Annotated in this window: 17 protein-coding genes; 9 read left to right on the top strand and 8 right to left on the bottom strand. The window is 62.2% G+C overall.

The window, feature by feature from the left end; all coding sequences use genetic code 11:
- The 3 genes from B5E56_RS11100 to B5E56_RS11090 form a co-directional block, all read right to left on the bottom strand.
- Positions 1–1,059: RNA polymerase sigma factor (locus B5E56_RS11100; RefSeq protein WP_087390067.1), on the bottom strand; the 1,059-nt coding region annotated here is incomplete at its 3' end.
- 176 nt (positions 1,060–1,235) lie between these two features.
- Positions 1,236–3,491, bottom strand: coding sequence for a GNAT family N-acetyltransferase (locus tag B5E56_RS11095; RefSeq protein ID WP_087390061.1), 2,256 nt, complete (start codon positions 3,489–3,491; stop codon positions 1,236–1,238).
- A 1-nt stretch (position 3,492) separates the two neighbouring features.
- Positions 3,493–4,368: a DUF2156 domain-containing protein gene (locus B5E56_RS11090; RefSeq protein ID WP_087390059.1), complete on the bottom strand. Its 876-nt coding sequence runs from the start codon at positions 4,366–4,368 to the stop codon at positions 3,493–3,495.
- 262 nt (positions 4,369–4,630) lie between these two features.
- Here B5E56_RS11090 and spoIIID point away from each other — a divergent pair, with 262 nt between their 5' ends.
- Entirely contained in the window at positions 4,631–4,879 is a 249-nt protein-coding gene (spoIIID, locus tag B5E56_RS11085) for a sporulation transcriptional regulator SpoIIID (RefSeq protein WP_087267768.1), read from the top strand.
- Between the two features lie 255 nt (positions 4,880–5,134).
- Here the strand turns inward: spoIIID and rny are convergent, their stop codons facing one another.
- The 3 genes from rny to B5E56_RS11070 form a co-directional block, all read right to left on the bottom strand.
- A complete protein-coding gene (rny, locus tag B5E56_RS11080) occupies positions 5,135–6,682 on the bottom strand; it encodes a ribonuclease Y (RefSeq protein WP_087390056.1) in 1,548 nt (515 codons plus the stop codon).
- A 256-nt stretch (positions 6,683–6,938) separates the two neighbouring features.
- Positions 6,939–7,721, bottom strand: a complete 783-nt coding sequence (locus B5E56_RS11075; RefSeq protein ID WP_087390053.1) for a TIGR03915 family putative DNA repair protein — start codon at positions 7,719–7,721, stop codon at positions 6,939–6,941.
- A gap of 74 nt (positions 7,722–7,795) precedes the next feature.
- Positions 7,796–9,046: a putative DNA modification/repair radical SAM protein gene (locus B5E56_RS11070; protein ID WP_087390051.1), complete on the bottom strand. Its 1,251-nt coding sequence runs from the start codon at positions 9,044–9,046 to the stop codon at positions 7,796–7,798.
- Positions 9,047–9,239: 193 nt separating this feature from the next.
- On the opposite strand from B5E56_RS11070, the gene B5E56_RS11065 reads away from it, so the two are divergent.
- From B5E56_RS11065 to B5E56_RS11040, 6 genes are all read left to right on the top strand, one after another.
- A complete protein-coding gene (locus B5E56_RS11065; protein WP_087390048.1) occupies positions 9,240–10,067 on the top strand; it encodes a purine-nucleoside phosphorylase in 828 nt (275 codons plus the stop codon).
- Between the two features lie 45 nt (positions 10,068–10,112).
- Positions 10,113–11,414: an amidohydrolase family protein gene (locus B5E56_RS11060; protein WP_087390045.1), complete on the top strand. Its 1,302-nt coding sequence runs from the start codon at positions 10,113–10,115 to the stop codon at positions 11,412–11,414.
- Positions 11,415–11,426: 12 nt separating this feature from the next.
- Entirely contained in the window at positions 11,427–13,187 is a 1,761-nt protein-coding gene (locus tag B5E56_RS11055; protein WP_242958918.1) for a putative polysaccharide biosynthesis protein, read from the top strand.
- Positions 13,188–13,224: 37 nt separating this feature from the next.
- On the top strand, positions 13,225–14,013 hold the full coding sequence (gene mazG, locus B5E56_RS11050) for a nucleoside triphosphate pyrophosphohydrolase (RefSeq protein WP_087390043.1): 789 nt from the start codon (positions 13,225–13,227) through the stop codon (positions 14,011–14,013).
- A gap of 60 nt (positions 14,014–14,073) precedes the next feature.
- Positions 14,074–14,349 (top strand): HU family DNA-binding protein, encoded by a 276-nt coding sequence (locus B5E56_RS11045; protein ID WP_087187223.1) that lies wholly within the window; start codon positions 14,074–14,076, stop codon positions 14,347–14,349.
- Between the two features lie 81 nt (positions 14,350–14,430).
- Positions 14,431–14,676 (top strand): RNA-binding S4 domain-containing protein, encoded by a 246-nt coding sequence (locus B5E56_RS11040; RefSeq protein WP_087267740.1) that lies wholly within the window; start codon positions 14,431–14,433, stop codon positions 14,674–14,676.
- On the opposite strand, the gene B5E56_RS11035 is transcribed toward B5E56_RS11040, so the two are convergent.
- Positions 14,669–16,102 (bottom strand): M20/M25/M40 family metallo-hydrolase, encoded by a 1,434-nt coding sequence (locus B5E56_RS11035; RefSeq protein ID WP_087390039.1) that lies wholly within the window; start codon positions 16,100–16,102, stop codon positions 14,669–14,671. The two genes, B5E56_RS11040 and B5E56_RS11035, sit on opposite strands and share 8 nt — an antisense overlap.
- A 153-nt stretch (positions 16,103–16,255) precedes the next feature.
- Here B5E56_RS11035 and B5E56_RS11030 point away from each other — a divergent pair, with 153 nt between their 5' ends.
- Positions 16,256–17,344, top strand: coding sequence for a PTS transporter subunit IIC (locus B5E56_RS11030; RefSeq protein ID WP_087390036.1), 1,089 nt, complete (start codon positions 16,256–16,258; stop codon positions 17,342–17,344).
- Between the two features lie 72 nt (positions 17,345–17,416).
- Here B5E56_RS11030 and B5E56_RS11025 read toward each other — a convergent pair whose 3' ends face one another.
- Positions 17,417–17,944, bottom strand: coding sequence for a nitroreductase (locus B5E56_RS11025; protein WP_087390033.1), 528 nt, complete (start codon positions 17,942–17,944; stop codon positions 17,417–17,419).
- A gap of 310 nt (positions 17,945–18,254) precedes the next feature.
- Between B5E56_RS11025 and B5E56_RS11020 the strand changes: the two genes are divergently transcribed.
- Complete coding sequence (locus B5E56_RS11020) at positions 18,255–19,505, top strand: M16 family metallopeptidase (RefSeq protein WP_242958916.1); 1,251 nt, start codon at positions 18,255–18,257, stop codon at positions 19,503–19,505.
- Positions 19,506–19,613: the final 108 nt, after the last annotated feature.

Raw genomic sequence — 19,613 nt, 5'->3', positions numbered from 1 at the left:
GGTAGAGCTGGGGGTGGCTGTGGGGGCGGGACTGGGAGTAACCGACGGCGTGGCCGAGGGCGTAGGACTGGGCGCGGCCGAGGGCATAGCCGATGGGGTGGGGGAGACCACAGCCATCACCGGGACACTGGGCTGAGGCTCCTGCGGGGGCCGGGTGGCCAGAAACACGCCGCCTCCCGTAGCCACAGCCGCCGCCACCAGCAGAATGGCCACCTTGCTGCCCAGGGTCAGACCCCCGCCCCCGGCACCAACCGCCGCCGAAGCGGAGGCGGCAGCAGTTGCGGTGGAAGCCGCCGAGGTGGAAGCCGCGGTGGTGGCCGCCGCAGCAGAGGAGCCTGCCGCTGCCGCCGCGGTGAGGCCCAGAGCCCCCTTGACAGCCAGCAGCCCCCGCTCCATGGTCTGCGGGTCCACCGCCAGATTCTGCTCCTGGAGCACCATGGCCAGGAAGAGCAGTCCCGGATTGAGGGCATGGAGCCGCACGCCGTCCCGCTGCTCCCGCTGGAGGATCAGCTTCTCCAGCGCCTTGCGGGCGTAGTTCAGGCGGCTTTTGACGGTGCCCTCGGCACATTCCAGAATGGACGCAATGTGCTTAATGGGGCACTGGTCGTAGTAGTAGAGCATGACGGCGGTGCGCTGCTCGTCGGGGAGCTGGTCCACCAGCTCCCCCAAAATCAGGCCCGTGTCCCGCTCGCACAGGGTATCCTCCGGCGAGGACACGGGTGGGCCGGAATCCAGAAGGTCAAACATAGCCTCCTCCTCCAGAGCGAACTCACGGGAGTCGGTCTGCATCTTCCGCTGATGGAGGGCCAGCCGGACCGCAATGCCACCGATCCAGGACCGCAGGGACTCCGGGTCCTTCAGCTTGTCGATGGAGCGGAACACGGCGATGAATACGTCCTGCACCACCTGCTCGGCCTGATCGGCCTGCCCCAGGATCTTCATGGCCTGGAGATAGACCATGCGGTAACAGGCCTGATACAGTCGGGTAAAGACCTCCTCATCCCCCGCCCGAAGCCGGGCTACCGCCTCGGTGTTGGACAAATCGGACAAAAGCTGCATATGACTTCCTCCCTTTGGAACGTTTCTGTCTGTTTGTGTTGGAAAAGGCTCCGCCGGTTTTATTCCCGCGAAAATTTTGTCTCAGTTTTTCTCCATTGTACCATCATTCCCCGGCCCGAGACAACAAAAGCAGGACGGGCCTTTTCAGGGCCCGTCCTGCTCTGCGGTTGATAAGGTCATTTTTTCTGATCCCGCCTCCGCCTGCGGTCCCTCCGCCTGCTGAGGAAACGTCTGAACTTGTTTCCAAACAGATGGAAGATGGCATACCCGGCGGTGATGGCCACCCCAACAAACAGGATCCGCTGGAGCAGATGGATCACGGAGCCGGAAAACACATCGCTCCAGGTGGCGATATAGTCATACCCGTCGATCCAGGCGGAAAAGATGGCCAGAATGGAGATGATGGCCAGAGAGGTGTCCATCCGCTTGGAGTCGTTGCGGTCGATGATGTCGCACTTGGTGTCAAACACCGTCTGCATCTGGGCCTGATTGCGCTGCATAAACGCCAGCTGCTCCTTGATCTTGAAGGCCTGGCGCAGCATATCGATGGACTTCTGGGAGGTGGGGTAGTTCACCTGAATGTCCCAGAAATCAATGGTTTTGGAGAAATTGTCGTAGATATTCTCCACCTGCTTGAGAAACTCCACCGGCTCGTCCACCGCCTTTGAGGTAATGAGGCGGATGATCTCCCGGTCGGCGATCTGGATGGCGGCCTCCTCCAGCAGAATGAGCTCGATGTAAAACAGGGTGATGGACTCCTCGCACAGCCGGTCCCGCAGGGTGGCCTGAAAGTCGGGAGTGAACTGGAGCACCACGTTGCTGTAGGCGCACACAAAGGCCCGGTCATACTGCCCCATGCCCTTTTCCGAGCTGATGGCGGCCACGATCTCCCGGTCCACGATCTCACCGAAATTCTCCCCGTCGGGGTAGATGGTCTCGGCGGCCAGCAGGGAGGCGATCTGGCTGGACTTCAGGCAGCTCTTGGCCTTGGGGATCACCGCAAAGATCTTGGGGGTGCCCCGCTTGATGACCCCATAGTTCAGGCTGACAAAGTCAAAGAAATTGGTGTGGCTGCCGTCCGCTCCCACCACCATCAGATTGTTGCGGATGATGTTGTCCATCAGGTGGCTGATGAGGAAGGGGGAGGAGAGGGAGTACCAGGTCAGCACTCCACAGTTGCTGTCGGTGTCAATGGAGATGTACAGATCCACGAAGGCAGGAGCGCCGATGGGGTCGCCTGCCTCGTCGTAGCAGTCCACCGTTCCCTCTCTGGTGATCTGGACCGGAATCTTGCCCAGGTAATAGCGCCTGATGCGGCGCTTGAAGCCGGCCAGATCGTCCACATCCTCCAGCTGGGAGGGGACCCCCGCCTCGTAGTGGGTGCGGAAATCCATGTCCTTCAGCAGAGCGGCGGCTTTGCGGTCGGGCTGAGCCGGGCAGTCCTCCAGCAGGTCCATGGACCGGTACTGAACGGGCACCGACACAAACACATCGGGGATCACCGCCCATTCCGCCTGGCGGGAAGGGAGCATCTCCTCCAGCACACGGTTCATCAGGGGCGGGGCGGGATAGGGGGTTTTCTGGACATAAAAGACCCGGTCCCCCGCCATATGCTCCTCATACTGGGCCACGTTAATGAGCCGCTGGTACTGCAAATAGCTGTCGTAGTCCAGCTCCACCACGGCCCCCATGGCCAGCTCCCCCTCCCGGTCCACAAAGCAGGCCACGCCGTGGTCCTCCACTGTGCCGTACCCGGCCACCGCCGTCTGTTCCTTCACCACACGGCAGGGGATCTGATACCGCTCCAGCAGGCCGGGGGAGGGGAGCAGCAGTTTGACCGTGCTGCCGATGGAGCAGGTATGGGCGGGGTCCTGGGGGGCATGGATGATGAGATTGTAGTCCTTGTCGATCTCCCGGATGGAGAAGTTCCGCTTCCGGTAGATCCCCAGGGAGTCCGGGTTGGACACGTCGCTGACCAGGTAGTGCCGGGGATAGTCCTTCAGGATCAGGTCGATGAGGCAGGCCCCCAGGCCCCGGTTCTGGCAGGCGGGGCGCACCGCCACCGACAGCAGGTAGAGCACATCCCCGGGCAGCCCCTCCACCACGTCGTGGAGGGAAGCGCTGTAGGGGAGGCCCTGGCCCCCATCCTCCCCGGCGAAGATCATCCGGAAGGAGGCAAAGTCCTCCCCCCGCACCTTACGGTAATCAAAGCAGAGCAGGAAGGCCGTCAGGGTGTCCCCGTCCCAGATCCCCCGGCAGTCTCCGTGCCGGAGGCAGTACAGCAGGCTGGGCCCGTAGGCCTTCCTCATATCCTGCATACGGGTGGCTTCCGAGGGGAAGGAGCGCTTGTAGAAATGATCGTCCTGGAAGCACTGACAGAACAGCTCCATCACCTGCTCCATATGACGGTCTCGCAGCATCCCGGTCGTCATGTCACATTACCTCAACCACATATTTTTTCAGCAGTTCTATGGGGTGGTAGGCCTGCTTGGCCCGCCGCAGGCCGGGGTCCCCCATATCCTCTTCCCGGTTGATATAGGTCACGTCTCCCCCCGTGTAAGCGGCGGCAAACTGATTGACCAGCATCTGATAGGCGCCCTTGCAGCTTCGGTCGGCCTTTTCGATGTGGGTAAACAGGGTGTCGTTGACAATCTCCCCCAGGGAGAAGCCCACGATGGACCCGTCGGCGGTGAGCACGCCCCCCACCATGCCGTACCGGTCCAGATTTTGCAGCACCTCCAGGACCCGGTCGTTTTCCTCCCGCTCCGTGGCCCCGGCGCCCGCGCCGGACAGATAGGTCTGGGTGAAAAAGGCCTCCACCGCCCCTACGTTTCCAGCGGTCAGGGGCTCAAAGGACCACCCCTCCACCCCCCGCTTAAACTGGCTGATCTGGTTGCGCTGGCCGCTGTACCGCTTCCCCCCCAGCTGGGCCAGATCGGAGGCCTGATACAGATAGTCGGCAAAATCGGTCTGCTCGCTGACGGCACACCCCGGACAGATGGCCTGGAATTCCTCCAGATAGCACTCCGGGACGGTGCAGAACCGCAGCGGGCCGCCCTCGGTCTGCCCCTTCAGCACCTGGATGCCGCCGGCCACATCGCCCCCCAGAGGGAGATTGTAGTACACCTGGCCGTCCTGGTCGTGGAGACGGGAATAAAAGATCTCCCCGTCCATGGCATATTCCATTTTATAGTAATTCCGCCACATGAACATTCCGCCCACGGTAAAGTCGCAGGTCCTGGATTTCATCTGCCGGAAATAAGGCTGAACAAGAGGGATCTCATTCAGCGTCAGTTGCTTAAATTGCATGATGTGTCTCTTTTCTTTGTCGTAATAGGATCGCTGGCCCCCGCAGCGGCAAACAGCAGGGAGGGCTCTGGAGCTGTGCGCTCCTGTATCATGCCCGTTTTTGTCCTTTTTCTTCCATAAGAGGGCCTGTTTTTCGCTTTGAGGCTCCTCTATTATCTACCAAGCCGCTCTACATTACAAGTCCCTTTGCTGCCGGAGCAGAAATATCTGTCGGTCCCCCCTCATATACTCCACCAGTGAATGAATGGAGGAGTGTTGCTGCTTGAAAGGGAACATCGAGGAACGCGCCTGCCGGCTGGCGCTTTACATCATAGAGAACCGTGCCACGGTGCGGGCCGCCGCCCGGCAGTTCGGCATCAGCAAATCCACCGTACATAAGGACCTCAGTGAACGCCTGCCCTCCTTCAACCGGCCCCTGTACCTCCAGGTAAAGGGGGTGCTGGAGGAGAACAAGGCCGAGCGCCACATCCGGGGAGGCATCGCCACCCGGCGAAAATACAAAGGCATCTAAACAAAAACCGGCGGGCTGCTGATGCAGCCCGCCGGTTCAGACAGTCAAAAAAGTGGCTGCGGCCACTTTTTTGACTGTCTGCTAAACTTTTGAGGCCTTCCATAAGTCCTCAAAAGTTGTTTGATTGCACGCGAAAGGGAACCCTGACGGTTCCCTTTCACACTATCCTTCCCTCCGAAACCTTTGGCCAGGGGTCTTTTTCGACAGTCTAAACCGGCGGGCCGCTGACGCAGCCCGCCGGTTTCATCCCTCTGATTACTTGGCGTAATCCACCACTTTGGTCTCCCGGATCATGTTCACCTTGATCTGGCCGGGGTATTCCAGCTCTTCCTCGATCTTCTTGGCGATGTCCCGGGCCAGCAGCACCATCTGGTCCTCGCTGACCTTGTCGGGCGCCACCATGATGCGGACCTCCCGTCCCGCCTGGATGGCGTAGGACTTCTCCACACCGGGGAAGGAAGAGGTGACCTCCTCCAGCTTCTCCAGACGCTTGATGTAGTTCTCCAGGTTCTCACGCCGGGCGCCGGGCCGGGCAGCGGAGATGGCGTCGGCCGCCTGAACCAGGCAGGCCACCACCGTCTGGGGCTCCACATCGTTGTGGTGGGCCTCAATGGCGTGGATCACGTTCTCGCTCTCCCGGTACTTCCGGGCCAGCTCCACGCCGATCTGGACGTGGGAGCCCTCCACCTCGTGGTCGATGGCCTTGCCCAGGTCGTGGAGCAGGCCGGCCCGCTTGGCCTCGGTGATGTCGGCGCCGATCTCGGCGGCCAGCAGGCCCGCCAGGTGGGACACCTCGATGGAGTGGTTGAGCACGTTCTGGCCGTAGCTGGTGCGGTAGCGCATCCGGCCCAGCAGCTTGATGAGCTCGGGGTGCAGGCCGTGGACGTTGGTCTCGAACACGGCGCGCTCGCCCTCGGCCTTGATGGTGGCGTCCACCTCCCGCTTGGCCTTCTCCACCATCTCCTCGATGCGGGTGGGGTGGATGCGGCCGTCCTGGATCAGCTTCTCCAGAGCCAGCCGGGCGATCTCCCGGCGGACGGGATCGAAGCAGGAGACGGTGATCACCTCGGGGGTGTCGTCAATGTTCAGGTCCACCCCGGTCAGGGTCTCCAGGGTGCGGATGTTGCGGCCCTCGCGGCCGATGATGCGGCCCTTCATCTCATCGTTGGGCAGGGGTACCACAGAGACGGTGGCTTCCGCCACATGGTCCGCGGCGCAGCGCTGGATGGCCAGGGACAGGATCTCCTTGGCCTTCTGGTCGGCCTCTTCCTTGAACTGGGCCTCGATCTCCCGCACCTTCATGGCCGACTCGTGGGTCACTTCCTCGGCCAGCTGGTTGATCAGGTAGTCCTTGGCCTCCTCGGCGGTGAAGCCGGAGATGCGCTCCAGCACCTCCATCTGGGTCTTCTTGACGGTGGCCACCTCTTCCCGGGCCTCTTCCAGCTCGGCCAGCTTGCGCTGCAGGGTGTCCTCCTTCTTCTCCATGTTCTCGGTCTTGCGGTCCAGGTTCTCTTCCTTCTGCTGCAAGCGCCGCTCCTGCTTCTGCAGGTCGGCCCGGCGCTCTTTTACTTCTCGTTCGTACTCGTTGCGGGCCTGGAGGATCTCCTCCTTGGCCTCCACCAGGGCCTCGCGCTTCTTGCTCTCGGCGCTCTTGATGGACTCGTTGATGATGCGCTTGGCCTCCTCCTCCGCGCTGGAGATCTCCTTCTCTGCCACGCGGCGGCGGTACTGGATGCCGAGCACAAAAAACACCACAGCCGCGACCACGAACGCGATGACGGCTGCTAATATGACAGGCAACATGAGCCGGGTTTACACCTCCATCTGTTTTGATTTTTGTTTCAATCGTTTTGTTCAATTCCCATGTGGGCGGCGGGCACGGATTTGTCCGACCCGCACAAAAATTTGAAGAGCGTACCCCTTGCTCTTCAAAAAATGCACCGAATCTATTTTAAGGCTGTCCGCCCCTTCTGTCAAGAAAATTCGTCTCCGGAAGAATCCATTCCTGCCTGATTTCCCGGGAAAAGGGAGGACGCGCCGCAATTTTGCAGCGCGTCCGTCAATTTTGTGCCATGGCGCCAGGGGCAGGGGGCTCCTCCCGCTGAAACTCTGTCATGGTACCCCAGTACCGCTTGGGCATCTGGGTCATGCGGCAGCGGGGGTTATAGCGGCCCTCAATGGCGATGGTGTCGTAAAACCGCCGCCACAGAGCCCGGTAATCCAATTCACCCGTACCGGGCGGGGCCAGATCAAACCGGTCCAGAGGCACAATGGCCCACTTCCCCTTCTGGCAGAACAGGGCCTCCCGGTGGGTGCGGTCGTAGAGCACCAGGGTCTCCCCGGGGTAGCGGGCGGCAAAGTGGGGCCGCAGCAGGGGGAGCACCCGGTTTTTAGGCTCGATCTCTCCCACCAGGGCCCCGTCCTGGTCGGAAAAGCGGGTAAAGCCCTTGAGCAGGTGGGCCTCGTGGGTCAGGTGCTGGACCGCCTTGCCCAGGACAGCCACCCGGGGGTCGGTGAGATCCCGCACCACCGACGGCCCCCGCTCATAGCCCAGCCGGAGGAAATCCCACAGAGCCAGTTCCCGCTCCTCCAGGCAGGTGAGAAAGCCGTAAGTCACCAGGCGGCGGCCCTGCTGGCCCATGCTCCGGTCCAGAGAGCGGTACACCCGCCGGGCCTTCTGGTCGTCGGTGTCCACCGTCCGCTGGGGCCACAAGGTCACCCGGCCGTCCCCGTAGGTGAGGAAACAGGCGGGCTCCTCCTTATTGGCGTAGGCCATAAACACACAGGTAAGGAACCCGGCAAAACTGCCGTCATAAGAATAGGAAAACCTGGTCCAGTCCATGGGGACCTCCTTTCACACTGCTGTCATTGCCAGCCAGTGGGCACACTGGCTCGGCAATCCGTATTTCCCGCTCCTCAGAACAATGACAGCTGCTCCGGCTCGTAGCCCGCCAGGGCGGGCTTCTCCAGAGCCACCATATGGCGGAGCACCCCGTCGGGGTTTACTCTTAACCCCTCCAGCATCTTCCCCGAGCAGGTGATGAAATACTGGGCCCGTTTCAACACCACCCCCAGGGTTTTCAGGCCCGAGAAGGTGAGGGGCCCCACCCGCCGGGCGGTTAAAATCCGTTTGGCGGACACCACCCCGATGCCGGGCACCCGCAGCAGAGTCTCGTAATTGGCCCTGTTCACCTCCACCGGGAACTGCTCCATATGCCCCAGGGCCCAGGCGCACTTGGGGTCCACCCGGGTGTCGAAGTTGGGGTGGGCCTCGTCCAGCAGCTCCTCCGCCCGGAAGTGGTAGAACCGCAGCAGCCAGTCGGCCTGGTACAGCCGGTGCTCCCGCAGCAGGGGCGGCTTGAAGTCCTGCCGGGCGGGGAGGAGGGAACTGTCGGACACCGGCATATAGGCGGAGAAAAACACCCGTTTCAGCTTGTATTGGTCATATAAGGCCTGGGTCAGGGTCAAAATGTGCTTGTCACTCTCGGGCGTGGCCCCAATGATCATCTGGGTGGACTGGCCCGCCGGGGCAAAGCGGGGGGCGTGCTTATACTTTACCAGCTCCCCCTTGGCCTGGGTGATGCCATCCCGGATCTGAGCCATGGGGGCCAGAATGGCCTTTTTCTCCTTGTCGGGGCACAATTTATGGAGGCTGTCCTGGCTGGGCAGCTCGATGTTGACGGACAAGCGGTCGGCCAGCTGACCCAGCCGCTGGGTAAGGAGCGGGTCGGCCCCGGGGATGGCCTTGGCATGAATATAACCGTGAAAGCCGTACTCCTGCCTCAGCAGGGTGAGGGCAGATATCATCTCCTCGGTGGTGCGGTCGGGGCTGACCCACACCGCGGAGGAGAGAAACAGCCCCTCAATATAGTTGCGCCGGTAGAATCCGGTGGTCAGCTCCGCCAGCTCCCTTGGGGTGAAGGCCGCCCGGGGCAGGTCGTTGGACCGGCGGTTGACGCAGTAGGCGCAGTCGTAGATACAGCGGTTGGTGTACAGTACCTTCAAAAGGGAGATACACCGGCCGTCGGCAGAGAAGGAGTGGCAGCACCCGGCGGCCATGGTGCTCCCCATGCCTTTGCCGCCCCGCCGGTCCACCCCGCTGGAGGTGCAGGCCGCATCGTACTTGGCCGCATCCGCCAAAATGGTCAGCTTATCCATCAGGTCCACCGTACTCCCCCCTTTGGCCCTATTATAACTCGAACAAATGTACCAGTCAAGAGGGGAGTTTTGGAACTTTTGTTCCTCATTCCACACAGCAATCCTCATTGCTTTTTCCTATTATAAGGTGTATAATTGCATAGATTAACCTTTCATAGGACCGAAAACTTTTACTTTCATCCGCTGTTAAGGAGGATCTGTTATGCACTATACCTTTGCGCAGTATCAGGAGAGCGCCGACTACATCCGCAGCAAGATCGGCACCTTTGCCCCCAAGGTGGCCATGATCCTGGGCTCCGGCCTGGGCTACATGGGGGATATTGTGGAGAACGCCATCGCCGTGCCCTACGGGGAGATCCCCCACTTCAAGGCCTCCACCGCTCCCGGCCACAAGGGCCGTCTGGTGTTCGGCACCCTGGAGGGCCAGAGCGTGGCCGTCATGCAGGGCCGGATGCACCACTATGAAGGCTACTCCTATGAGGAGGTGGCCTACGCCGTCCGGGTGCTCAAGCTGCTGGGCTGCGACACCCTCATCGTCACCAACGCCGCCGGCTGCGTCAACACCAGCTGGAAGGCGGGCGACCTGATGCTCATCACCGACCAGATCAAGATCTTCATGGAGTCCCCCCTGCGGGGCGAGAACCTGCCCCAGTTCGGCGTCCGCTTCCCCGACGCCTCCCACCTGTACACCCCCGCCCTTCAGGATGTGGCCCGGAAGTCCGCCGCCGAGCTGGGCATTGCGCTGAAGGAAGGCGTGTATATGTACTTCCCCGGCCCCCAGTACGAGACCCCCGCCGAGGTGCGCTTCGCCCGCATCGCCGGGGCCGACGCGGTGGGTATGTCCACCGCCCCCGAGGTCATCGTGGCCGGCCACTGCGGGATGCAGGTGCTGGGCTTCACCCTGCTCTCCAACATGGCCGCCGGTATCCTGGATCAGCCCCTCTCCGAGGAGGAGGTGCTGGAGGCCGCCGAGGCCTGCAAGGACAAGTTCTCCCGGCTGGTACTGGCCTGCCTGAAGCAGATCGGGTAAGACGGGGCTTTCTTCTGTATCACAAACAAAGGAGATCAACAGTTTATGTCCATTCTCATTCACAACTGCACCGCCGTGCTGATGGACGAGGCGGGCACCGTCCTGCCCGGCGCCTATGTGGCGGTGGAGGGCACCAGGATCGTCTCCGTGGGCACCGTCCGCCCCCAGGGGACCTTTGATCAGGAGATCGACGGCAAGGGCAACGTACTGATGCCCGGCTTTGTCAACGCCCACACCCATGTGCCTATGACCGCCATGCGGGGCTACGGCGACGGCAACAACCTCCAGGACTGGCTGAACAACTACATCTTCCCGGTGGAGGCCCGCTGGGACGACCGGGCCGTGCGCTGCTGCACCGACCTGGGTCTGGCGGAGATGATTGCCTCCGGCGTCACCGCCATCGCCGATATGTATATGCACACCGACGTCATCGCTCAGGAGGTGGCCTCCGCCGGCATCAGCGCCAACCTGAGCGTGGGCGGCGTCCTCTTCGGGGAGGGCTTTGATCCCGACACCAACCACGACTGCGTGGCCCAGCGGGAGCTCACCGAGAAGTGGCACAACTACAACGACGGCCAGATCCGCATCGACGCCTCCATCCACGGGGAGTACACCTCCCGGAAGGAGCTGTGGCAGTGGATGGCAGACTACGCCCGGGAGCACGACCTGGGAATGCACGTCCACATCTCCGAGACCCGCGCCGAGCACGAGGCCTGCCTGTCCCGCCACGGCAAGACCCCCATCCAGGTCCTCAATGACTACGGCGTGTGGGACGGCCGGGCCATCGCCGCCCACTGCGTGTGGACCACCCCGGAGGACTGGGCCATTATGGCCGAGAAGGGGATCTCCGCCATCCACAACCCCATCTCCAACCTGAAGCTGGGCAGCGGCATCGCCCCGGTGCCCGCCATGAAGAAGGCGGGGGTCAACGTGTGCCTGGGCACCGACGGCGTGTCCTCCAACAACTGCACCGACTTTTTCAGCGACCTGAAGTTTGCCGCCATCCTCCACAACGGGGCCAACTGCGATCCCCTGGCCCTGCTGCCCCTGGACGCCCTGAAGATGGCCACCCGGGACGGCGGCGTGGCTCTGGGCCGCCAGACCGGCGTCATCCAGGCCGGGTATGAGGCCGACCTGATCCTGGTGGACTTCTCCCACCTGAACCTGACCCCCTGCCACAGCGTCATCTCCAACCTGGCCTACGCCGCCCATGGCTCCGATGTGTGCATGAATATGGCCCGGGGCAAGGTCATATACAAGGATGGGGACTTTTTGACCATCGACCTGGAGCGGGTACGACGGGAAGTGGCGGACTACGCCCTGCCCCTGCTGTTCCAGAACAACTAAGGGGGACTACCGTTGTCAAACCAGCAGAAAAAAAATACCTTCTACGGCGCGGCGGCCTTTTTGGCCATGACCACCATCATCGTCAAGGTCATCGGCGCCATCTACAAGATCCCGCTGACCGCCCTGCTGCCTGACGAGGCCTACGGCGACTTTAACGCTGCCTACAACATCTATACCTTCTTCCTCACCATCTCCACCGCCGGCCTGCCTGTGGCCCTGTCCAAGACGGTGAGCGAGTGCAACACCCTGGGCCGCCAGAACCAGAAGAGCAAGGTGTTCCAGGTGGCCTTCTTCGCCTTCCTGTTCATGGGCCTGTTCAGCTTCGTGTGTATGTCGGTGTTCTCTCCCATTGTGGCCAAGTATGTGCTGCAGAATGAGAAGGCCGTCTTTGCCGTGCTGGCCCTGTCCCCGTCGGTGCTGTGTACCTGCATCTGCTCCGCCTTCCGGGGCTACGCCCAGGGCCACATGAACATGGTGCCCACCGGCATCTCCCAGGTCATTGAGGCCCTGTCCAAGATGTTCCTGGGCCTGGCTCTGGCCTTCCTCATCCTCAACTCCGCCATCCCTGACGAGGATCTGAAGAGCCGCCTGTCCGCCTCCGGCGCCCTGCTGGGCGTGTCCATCGGCTCCATTCTGTCGGTGGCCTTCCTGGCCTTTAACCACATCCGCACCAACAGGCGGGAACGGATTACCTCCAACGACACCCCCGACACCTCCAAACAGATCCTGTCCCGGCTGCTCAAGCTGGCCATCCCCATCACCCTCAGCTCCTGCACCCTGACCATTGTCAACCTCATCGACACCGGCCTGGTGCAGAGCCAGCTGCAGACCGTGTTTACCGCCATTCAGGACGGCCTCACCGGCATCTCCAACAGCGTGTTGGACATCTTCCCCAAGGCGGTGGAGATCTTCCAGGAAAACCTGGCCGCCTTCCAGGCCGAGGTGCTCACCAACCCGGACACCCAGCTCAATCCCATTCTGGACTCCGCCCGGGAGCTGTACGGCGTGTACAGCAAGACCATGAGCATCTACAACCTGCCCTTCAACCTGATGGTACCCCTGACCGCCTGCATCGTGCCCGGCGTGTCCGCCTGCATCGCCCGGCGGGACCGGCGGGGCGCCCAGCGCACCACCGAGTCCGCCATGCGCATCTCCGCCCTCATCGCCCTGCCCTGCGGCTTCGGCCTGTTTGCTCTGGGCACCCCCATCATCCAGCTGCTCACCGTGGGCAACGTGGACGAGACCATTGCCGGACCCCTGCTGTCCATCCTGGGCATCGCCGCCCTCTTCGTGTGCATCCAGGTGGTGGCCTCCGCCATCCTCCAGGCCAACGGCATTGTCAACCTGCCCATCATCACCATGGTGATCGGCGGCGTGGCCAAAGTCATCGTCAGCTACACCCTGGTGGGCAATCCCAAGTTCATGATCTTCGGCGCCCCCATCGGCACTTTGACCTGCTTCGTGATCGTGTCGGTGCTCAACCTCATCGTCATCAAGCGCATGGTGCCCAATCCCCCCCGGCTTATCCCCGTCTTTGTCAAGCCCCTCATCGCCTCGATCTTAATGGCGGCTGCCGCCTGGGGCTGCCAGGGCCTGCTGGCCCGGTTCTTCTCCGGCTCCTTCCTGATGAACGCCATCGCCACCGGCGGCGGCATTCTGGCCGGCGTGGTGGTATATGCCATCCTCATCGTGGTGCTGAAGGTGCTGTCCAAGGAGGACCTGGAAATGATGCCCAGGGGAGATAAGATTGCCAGGTTCTTGCGGATTCGCTGACTTTTTTGGAAAAAGAGGTTGCAGGAGGCTTTGAAATATGGTAGATTTTCAGTATAAAGATTTCTATGACGTTCGGGACCTGGAGGAGATCGTCCGCATTCTCCGCGCCCCCGGCGGCTGCCCCTGGGACGCGGAACAGACTCATGAGTCTATCCGCCGCAACTTCCTGGAGGAGGCCTATGAGGCCGTGGAGGCCATCGACGAGCAGAACCCCGACCACCTGAAGGAGGAGCTGGGGGACGTGCTGCTCCAGGTGCTCTTCCACGCCCGCATGGAGCAGGAGGCCGGCCGGTTTAATCTGGACGATGTGGCCGACGGCGTGTGCAAAAAGCTCATCTACCGCCACCCCCATGTGTTTGGGGACGTGAGCGTGTCGGGCACCGGCGAGGTGCTCACCAACTGGGAAGAGCTCAAGCGCAAGGAAAAGGGCCAGGCTACCAACACCGACGCCCTGGACGCCGTGGCCCGTTCTCTGCCCGCCCTGTGGCGGGCGGAGAAGGTGCAGAAAAAGGCCAAAAAGGCGGGCTTCGACTGGCCGGATATCTCCGGCGCTCTGGACAAGCTGTCCGAGGAGCTGGAGGAGCTGAAAACCGCCGTGGCCCAGGGCACCAACGTGGAGGAGGAGCTGGGCGACCTGCTCTTCTCCGCCGTCAATGTCTCCCGTTTTTTGAAGGTGGACCCGGAGGTGGCGCTAGGCAAGGCCACCGACAAGTTCATCGGCCGGTTTGCCAAGGTGGAGGAACAGGCCGCCGCCCAGAATCAGTCCATGGAGGGCATGACTCTGGAAGAACTGGACAAGCTATGGGAACACGCCAAAGAAACTTAAAGGCGCACCGCCTTAAGTAAATATCAAGTACAACAGAGCAAAACAGGAGGAACGCACCAAATGAACAAGGCTGAACTGATCAATGCGGCCGCCGAGAAGGCCGGCCTGTCCAAGAAGGATACCGAGAACGCCATCAACGCCGCCATCGAGGTCATTTCCCAGTGCCTGGCCGAGGGTGATAAGGTCCAGCTGGTGGGCTTTGGCGCCTTTGAGGTGAAGTGCCGTGCCGAGCGCACCGGCCGCAACCCCAAGACCAAGGAGAGCATCAAGATCCCCGCCTCCAAGGTGCCCGTATTTAAGCCCGGCAAGGCCCTGAAGGACGTCGTGGCTCAGTAATCTGACCTGATAAAAAGTGCCAGTCCGGAAGGACTGGCACTTTTGTAATATTACGTTTTTATATAACAAGGAGGACTCAATATGCGCCTGGATAAATGGCTCAAGGTCTCCCGGCTCATCAAGCGCCGGACGGTGGCCAACGAGGCCTGCGACAACCAGCGGGTCACCGCCAACGGCCGGCCGGTGAAGGCCAGCTACGACGTGAAGGTAGGCGACGTGCTGGAGCTGCGCTTCGGCGAGCGCACCGTGAAGGTGGAGGTGCTGTCGGTGGCCGAGCACGTGGGCAAGGCCGACGCCCCCGCCCTGTACAAGGAGCTGCTCAGCTGAGGGGCTCCTCCAGCAGCCCCGCCAGCAGCAGGGCGTAATCCGCCAGCCCCGCCAGCGGCGCCCGCTCGTCCACCGAGTGGGCGTCCATGATATCCGGTCCCGTGGAGGCCATCACCAGTCCCGGCGCTTTCGCCCGGAACACCGAGGGCTCCAGCCCCACATGGACCATATTGATTTCCAGCCCCCGCCCGGTCTGGCCCCGGTACACCCGGTCCAGCACCTGGGCCAGGGGGTTGTTTTTATCTCCCGGCCAGCCGGGATAGCCGGTGACGGTGAGGGAGAAGCCAGCCTCTTCCGCCAACCGGCGGTTGTCCGCCGCCATGGCGCCCTCGTTCTCCTCCCGGGCAGCCCGGAGGAAGAGGCGGACGGCGAAGGTATTTTCCTCCCGCCGGGCCACGCCCAGATTGACCGAGGCCCCCACCACGCCGGGGAACTGGGGGTCCATGGCAAACACGCCGTGGCGCAGGGCGGTGAGCAGGTCCAGCACTTCCCGGCGGAAATCTACCGTCCACACCGTCTCGGGCCGGGAGGCGGGGGACAGGTCCAGTTTCAGGTTGGGATCGGTGGTCCGAAAGGGGAGAAGGGCCTCCTCCAGCGCTCCCAGATCGGGCTTCTGACCCACCACCACAGCCTCTGCCCCGGCGGGGATGGCGTTGAAAGCGGAGCCGCCGGTGAAATCGGCCACCGCCAGGGCGGGCCGGTCCTTCAGATAAGCGGCCAGCACCTTGATAGGGTTGATGCGGCCCAGGTGGATGTCATCGCCGGAGTGGCCGCCGGTGCCGCCGGTCATGGAGATGCGCCAGGCCTCGCCAACCGGGGCGGGGCAGGTATCCAGGGTCCGGGTCCAGCACTCCCGCCGCCCTCCGGCGGAGCCCACAATGGCTCTGCCCAGATGGAAGCCGTCGGTGTTGAGCAGCCAAGCCGCCCCCGCCAGCCAAGCCGGGTCCACCACCTTGGCTCCCTCCAGGCCCATCTCTTCGCCTACGGTGAAGAGGAAGCGCAGAGGTCCGTGGCTCACCCCCTGCTGTACCACCCACAGGGCGGCGGCGTTGCCCAGGTTGTTGTCCGCCCCCAGGGAGGAGCGGCGGTCGGTACACAGATATCCGTCCTGTTCCAGAATGGTCACCGGATGGGTAAGGGGATCAAACCCGCTGCCGGGAGCCACGGCGCACACCATGTCCATGTGGCCCTGGAGGATGAGCAGAGGCTCGTCCTCCCGGCCGGGGGTGGCGGGGCAGTCCGCCATCACGTTGCCCGCCTCATCCCGGACGGGGGAGAGGCCCAGGCCCCGGAGAAACTCCATGTAGTCCTGACCCACTGCCTCCTCGTGGTGAGAGGGGTGGGGATGGCGGGACAGGGTGCGGAAGGTAGTAATCACCCCGGCGGTGATGGCCGCCCGGGAACCGAGACGATCAGATAATGTCATATGCGTTCTCCCTTTTTCTCTGGCGTGTTTTCTTCATTGTACCACATTCCCCCAAAGGGGGCATCTTTTCCTTGACAAAATCTCCTCCGCCGGTATAATAGTGCATTAAGGTGTCATGACACCTGTAATGACTTTTTGACAGAGGAACTGGTTATGGGACAGATTTCGGCATTTCTCAAAAAGAAAAACATTGTAATTTCCGCCAAGCGGTACGGCGTGGACGCCCTGGGAGCCATGGCTCAGGGTCTGTTCTGCTCCCTGCTCATCGGCACCATCCTGGACACCCTGGGCAAACAGCTGGGGCTGGCCTTCCTGGTGGAGGTGGGCGGTTACTGCTCGGCCATGAGCGGCGCGGCCATGGCGGTGGCCATTGGCTACGCCCTCCAGTCGCCCCCCCTGGTGCTCTTCTCCCTGGCCACGGTGGGCTATGCCGCCAACGCCCTGGGTTCCACCACCCTGGACGGCGGTAAGGGAGCCGGCGGACCTCTGGCGGTGCTCTTTATCGCTATCATCGCCGCTGAGCTGGGCAAGGTGGTAAGCAAAGAGACCAAGATTGATCTGCTGGTTACCCCTCTGGTGACCATTCTCTCCGGCGTGGGACTGTCCGCCCTGTGGGCCCCCGCCATCGGCACGGCGGCCTCCTCCCTGGGTGAGTTTGTCCGGTGGGCCACCGTCCTTCAGCCCTTCTGGATGGGTATTCTGGTATCGGTGGTCATCGGCATCGCCCTCACCCTGCCCATCTCGTCGGCGGCCATCTGCGCTGCCATCGGCCTCACCGGCCTGGCGGGCGGGGCCGCGGTGGCGGGCTGCTGCGCCAACATGGTGGGCTTCGCCGTGCTCTCCTTCCGGGAGAACCGCTGGGGCGGCCTGGTGAGTCAGGGCCTGGGCACCTCCATGCTCCAAATGGGCAACATCGTGAAAAATCCGAAAATCTGGCTGCCTGCCATTCTCACCTCCGCCATTACCGGGCCTCTGGCCACCTGTGTCTTTGGATTCCAGATGAACGACCCGGTCTCCGCCGTGGCCTCCGGCATGGGCACCTGCGGCATGGTGGGCCCCATCGGGGTGTACACCGGCTGGGTCAACGACGTGGCCACCGGGGCCAAGGCCGCCATCACCGCCTTCGACTGGACGGGAATGATCCTGATCTGCTTTGTGCTCCCCGCCGTCCTCACCTGGCTGTTCGGCCTGTTCTTCCGCAGGATCGGCTGGATCAAAGAGGGAGATCTGAAGCTGGACTGACGTAAAGCCGAATTAGCCCTCATTAACACAAAAAGCGCGCCGAAAGGCGCGCTTTTTGCTTATTTACGGCTGTTACCGCACATAATAGATGTAATTCTCCTTGCGGGCGGGGGCGGCGGGCTTCTCGCCGGCCCGGTAGCCCAGGATGCAGTGGCCGATACCCTCGTAGTCGCCCTGAATGCCCCACTTGGCCAGCAGAGCCTTGCCCTCGGCGGACTCAAACTCCTCCTTGGCCCGGTGAATCCAGCAGGAGCCCAGCCCCACGGCCTCGGCGGCGTTGAGCAGGTTATCCATGACGCAGCAGCCGTCATAGAACCAGGTGGGGAACTGCTTGTCGGCCAGCACGATGAGCACGGTGGGGGCGCCGTAGAAGGGGTCCATGTCCGAGTTGCCCATAATGGCGGCGTTCTGCTTGCTCAAAGCGGCGATGATCTCCTTGTCCTGCACAGCAACAATGATGGGGGACTGTCTGCCCATGCCGGTGGGGGCGTAGGTGCCCGCCTTGAGCACCGCCTGCAGCTCCTCCTCAGTGATCTGCTCCGGCTTGTAGGCCCGGCAGCTGCGCCGCTCTTCCAGTACCTTCAGCGCTTCCTGATTCATAATCCAACTTCCTTTCCGCCTCTGGGGCTGTGATTACTAAACTCAGTATACTCGTTTCCAGCCCCATCGTAAAGCGGGCGATTTTCACAGAATTTTCTATTTTGCCCCCTGGGCCCTTTGTTTTTCGGCTGACAAGCCATTTCAGGTATGATATAATGTCGTGCAGGGCAATCTGAGGAGAGGAGCGGCACGGCATGAAAATGAAAGTCATCGGATACCTGGCCCTTGTCCTGGCGATCACCGGGGTGGTACTGCTCCTGATCGCCCTCCGGGGTTGATCCCCACACAAATGAATGTGAGGTCCTTTTGTTTGAAGTATGAAAAACGGACGCTCCCCAACGGGGTGCGTATTCTCACCGAGCAGGTGCCCGGTGTGCGCTCGGCCTGCCTGGGCATCTGGGTAGGCACCGGCTCCCGCCACGAAAAGCCGGGGGAGGGGGGCGCCGCCCACTTCATCGAGCATATGCTCTTCAAGGGCACGGCCACCCGCACCGCCGCCCAGCTGGCGGAGGAGATGGACGCCATCGGCGGGCAGGTCAACGCCTTTACCACCAAGGAGTGCACCTGCTTCCACGCCCGGGTGCTGGACACCCATCTGCCTATGGCCACCGACATCCTGTGCGATATGTTCTTCCACTCCAAATTTGACGACGGCGACGTGGAGACCGAGCGTGGGGTCATTTTAGAGGAAATCGGAATGTACGAGGACAACCCCGAGGACCTGTGCGCCGAACGGCTGGCCGGGGTGGTCTTTCAGGGTTCCCCTCTGGCCCGGCCCATTTTGGGCAAAAAAGCCACCCTGGAACAGATGGACGGGGCCTGGCTGCGCCGGTACAAAGACAGCCACTACGGCCCGGAGTCCATTGTGGTGGCCCTGTCGGGCCGGTTCACCCAGGCCGACGTGGATGATCTGGCCGCCCGGTTCTCGGTGCTGGAGCCCCGCAAGCCCATCATCAGCAAGCCCGCCGCCTACCGCAGCGGCATTGTGGTTAAGAAGAAGGCCATTGAACAGAACCACCTGACTCTGGCCTTCCCAGGGCTGTCCTTCTCCGACCCCCGGCGGTTCACCCTCCAGCTGCTGTCCTCCATTCTGGGCGGCGGGATGTCCTCCCGGCTGTTCCAGCAGGTGCGGGAGCAGAAGGGGCTGTGCTACTCCGTCTATTCCTACGGCACCTGCCACGACGACGCGGGCTACTTCGGCATCTACACCGCCCTGGGCAAGGAGACCGAGCGCCAGGCTCTGGACACCATTCTGGCCGTCATCCGGGATTTCAACGAACACGGCGTCACTCAGGAGGAGCTGGACCGGGCCAGAGAGCAGTCCAAGGCCAATGTGCTGATGGGGCTGGAATCCACCCAGGCCCATATGAGCAGCCTGGGCCGGGGCGAGATGCTGGTGGGCCGGGTACTGGACGAGGATGAGATCATCGCCGCCTACGACGCCGTCACCCGGGAGGATGTGCGCTCTTTGGCGGAGGAGCTGATGGATCTGTCCAATTCCTCCCTGTCCGCCGTGGGCCGGGTGGGCAAGGCCGAGGAGTACCAGGCCCTGCTGAACTGATCATTGTGGAAAACCCTGTGGATAATGTGCAAAACTCTTTTCTTAGGTAAATAGAAGGGGCGCCGCTGCGCGGCGCCCCTTCTTTCTGTTTTTCTTTTAACCCGCTGT

The organism is Flavonifractor sp. An112 (assembly GCF_002161085.1).
GTDB lineage: Bacteria > Bacillota > Clostridia > Oscillospirales > Oscillospiraceae > Flavonifractor > Flavonifractor avicola.
This window is presented reverse-complemented; position numbering and strand designations above follow the sequence as displayed.

Coding starts and splice junctions, on each gene's coding strand:
- rny (WP_087390056.1), bottom strand. CDS start 6,682: ATGTTGCCTGTCATATTAGCAGCCGTCATCGCGTTCGTGGTCGCGGCT.
- B5E56_RS11030 (WP_087390036.1), top strand. CDS start 16,256: ATGGGACAGATTTCGGCATTTCTCAAAAAGAAAAACATTGTAATTTCC.
- B5E56_RS11060 (WP_087390045.1), top strand. CDS start 10,113: ATGTCCATTCTCATTCACAACTGCACCGCCGTGCTGATGGACGAGGCG.
- mazG (WP_087390043.1), top strand. CDS start 13,225: ATGGTAGATTTTCAGTATAAAGATTTCTATGACGTTCGGGACCTGGAG.
- B5E56_RS11045 (WP_087187223.1), top strand. CDS start 14,074: ATGAACAAGGCTGAACTGATCAATGCGGCCGCCGAGAAGGCCGGCCTG.
- B5E56_RS11025 (WP_087390033.1), bottom strand. CDS start 17,944: ATGAATCAGGAAGCGCTGAAGGTACTGGAAGAGCGGCGCAGCTGCCGG.
- B5E56_RS11035 (WP_087390039.1), bottom strand. CDS start 16,102: ATGACATTATCTGATCGTCTCGGTTCCCGGGCGGCCATCACCGCCGGG.
- B5E56_RS11075 (WP_087390053.1), bottom strand. CDS start 7,721: ATGGACTGGACCAGGTTTTCCTATTCTTATGACGGCAGTTTTGCCGGG.
- B5E56_RS11090 (WP_087390059.1), bottom strand. CDS start 4,368: ATGCAATTTAAGCAACTGACGCTGAATGAGATCCCTCTTGTTCAGCCT.
- B5E56_RS11040 (WP_087267740.1), top strand. CDS start 14,431: ATGCGCCTGGATAAATGGCTCAAGGTCTCCCGGCTCATCAAGCGCCGG.
- B5E56_RS11095 (WP_087390061.1), bottom strand. CDS start 3,491: ATGACGACCGGGATGCTGCGAGACCGTCATATGGAGCAGGTGATGGAG.
- B5E56_RS11065 (WP_087390048.1), top strand. CDS start 9,240: ATGCACTATACCTTTGCGCAGTATCAGGAGAGCGCCGACTACATCCGC.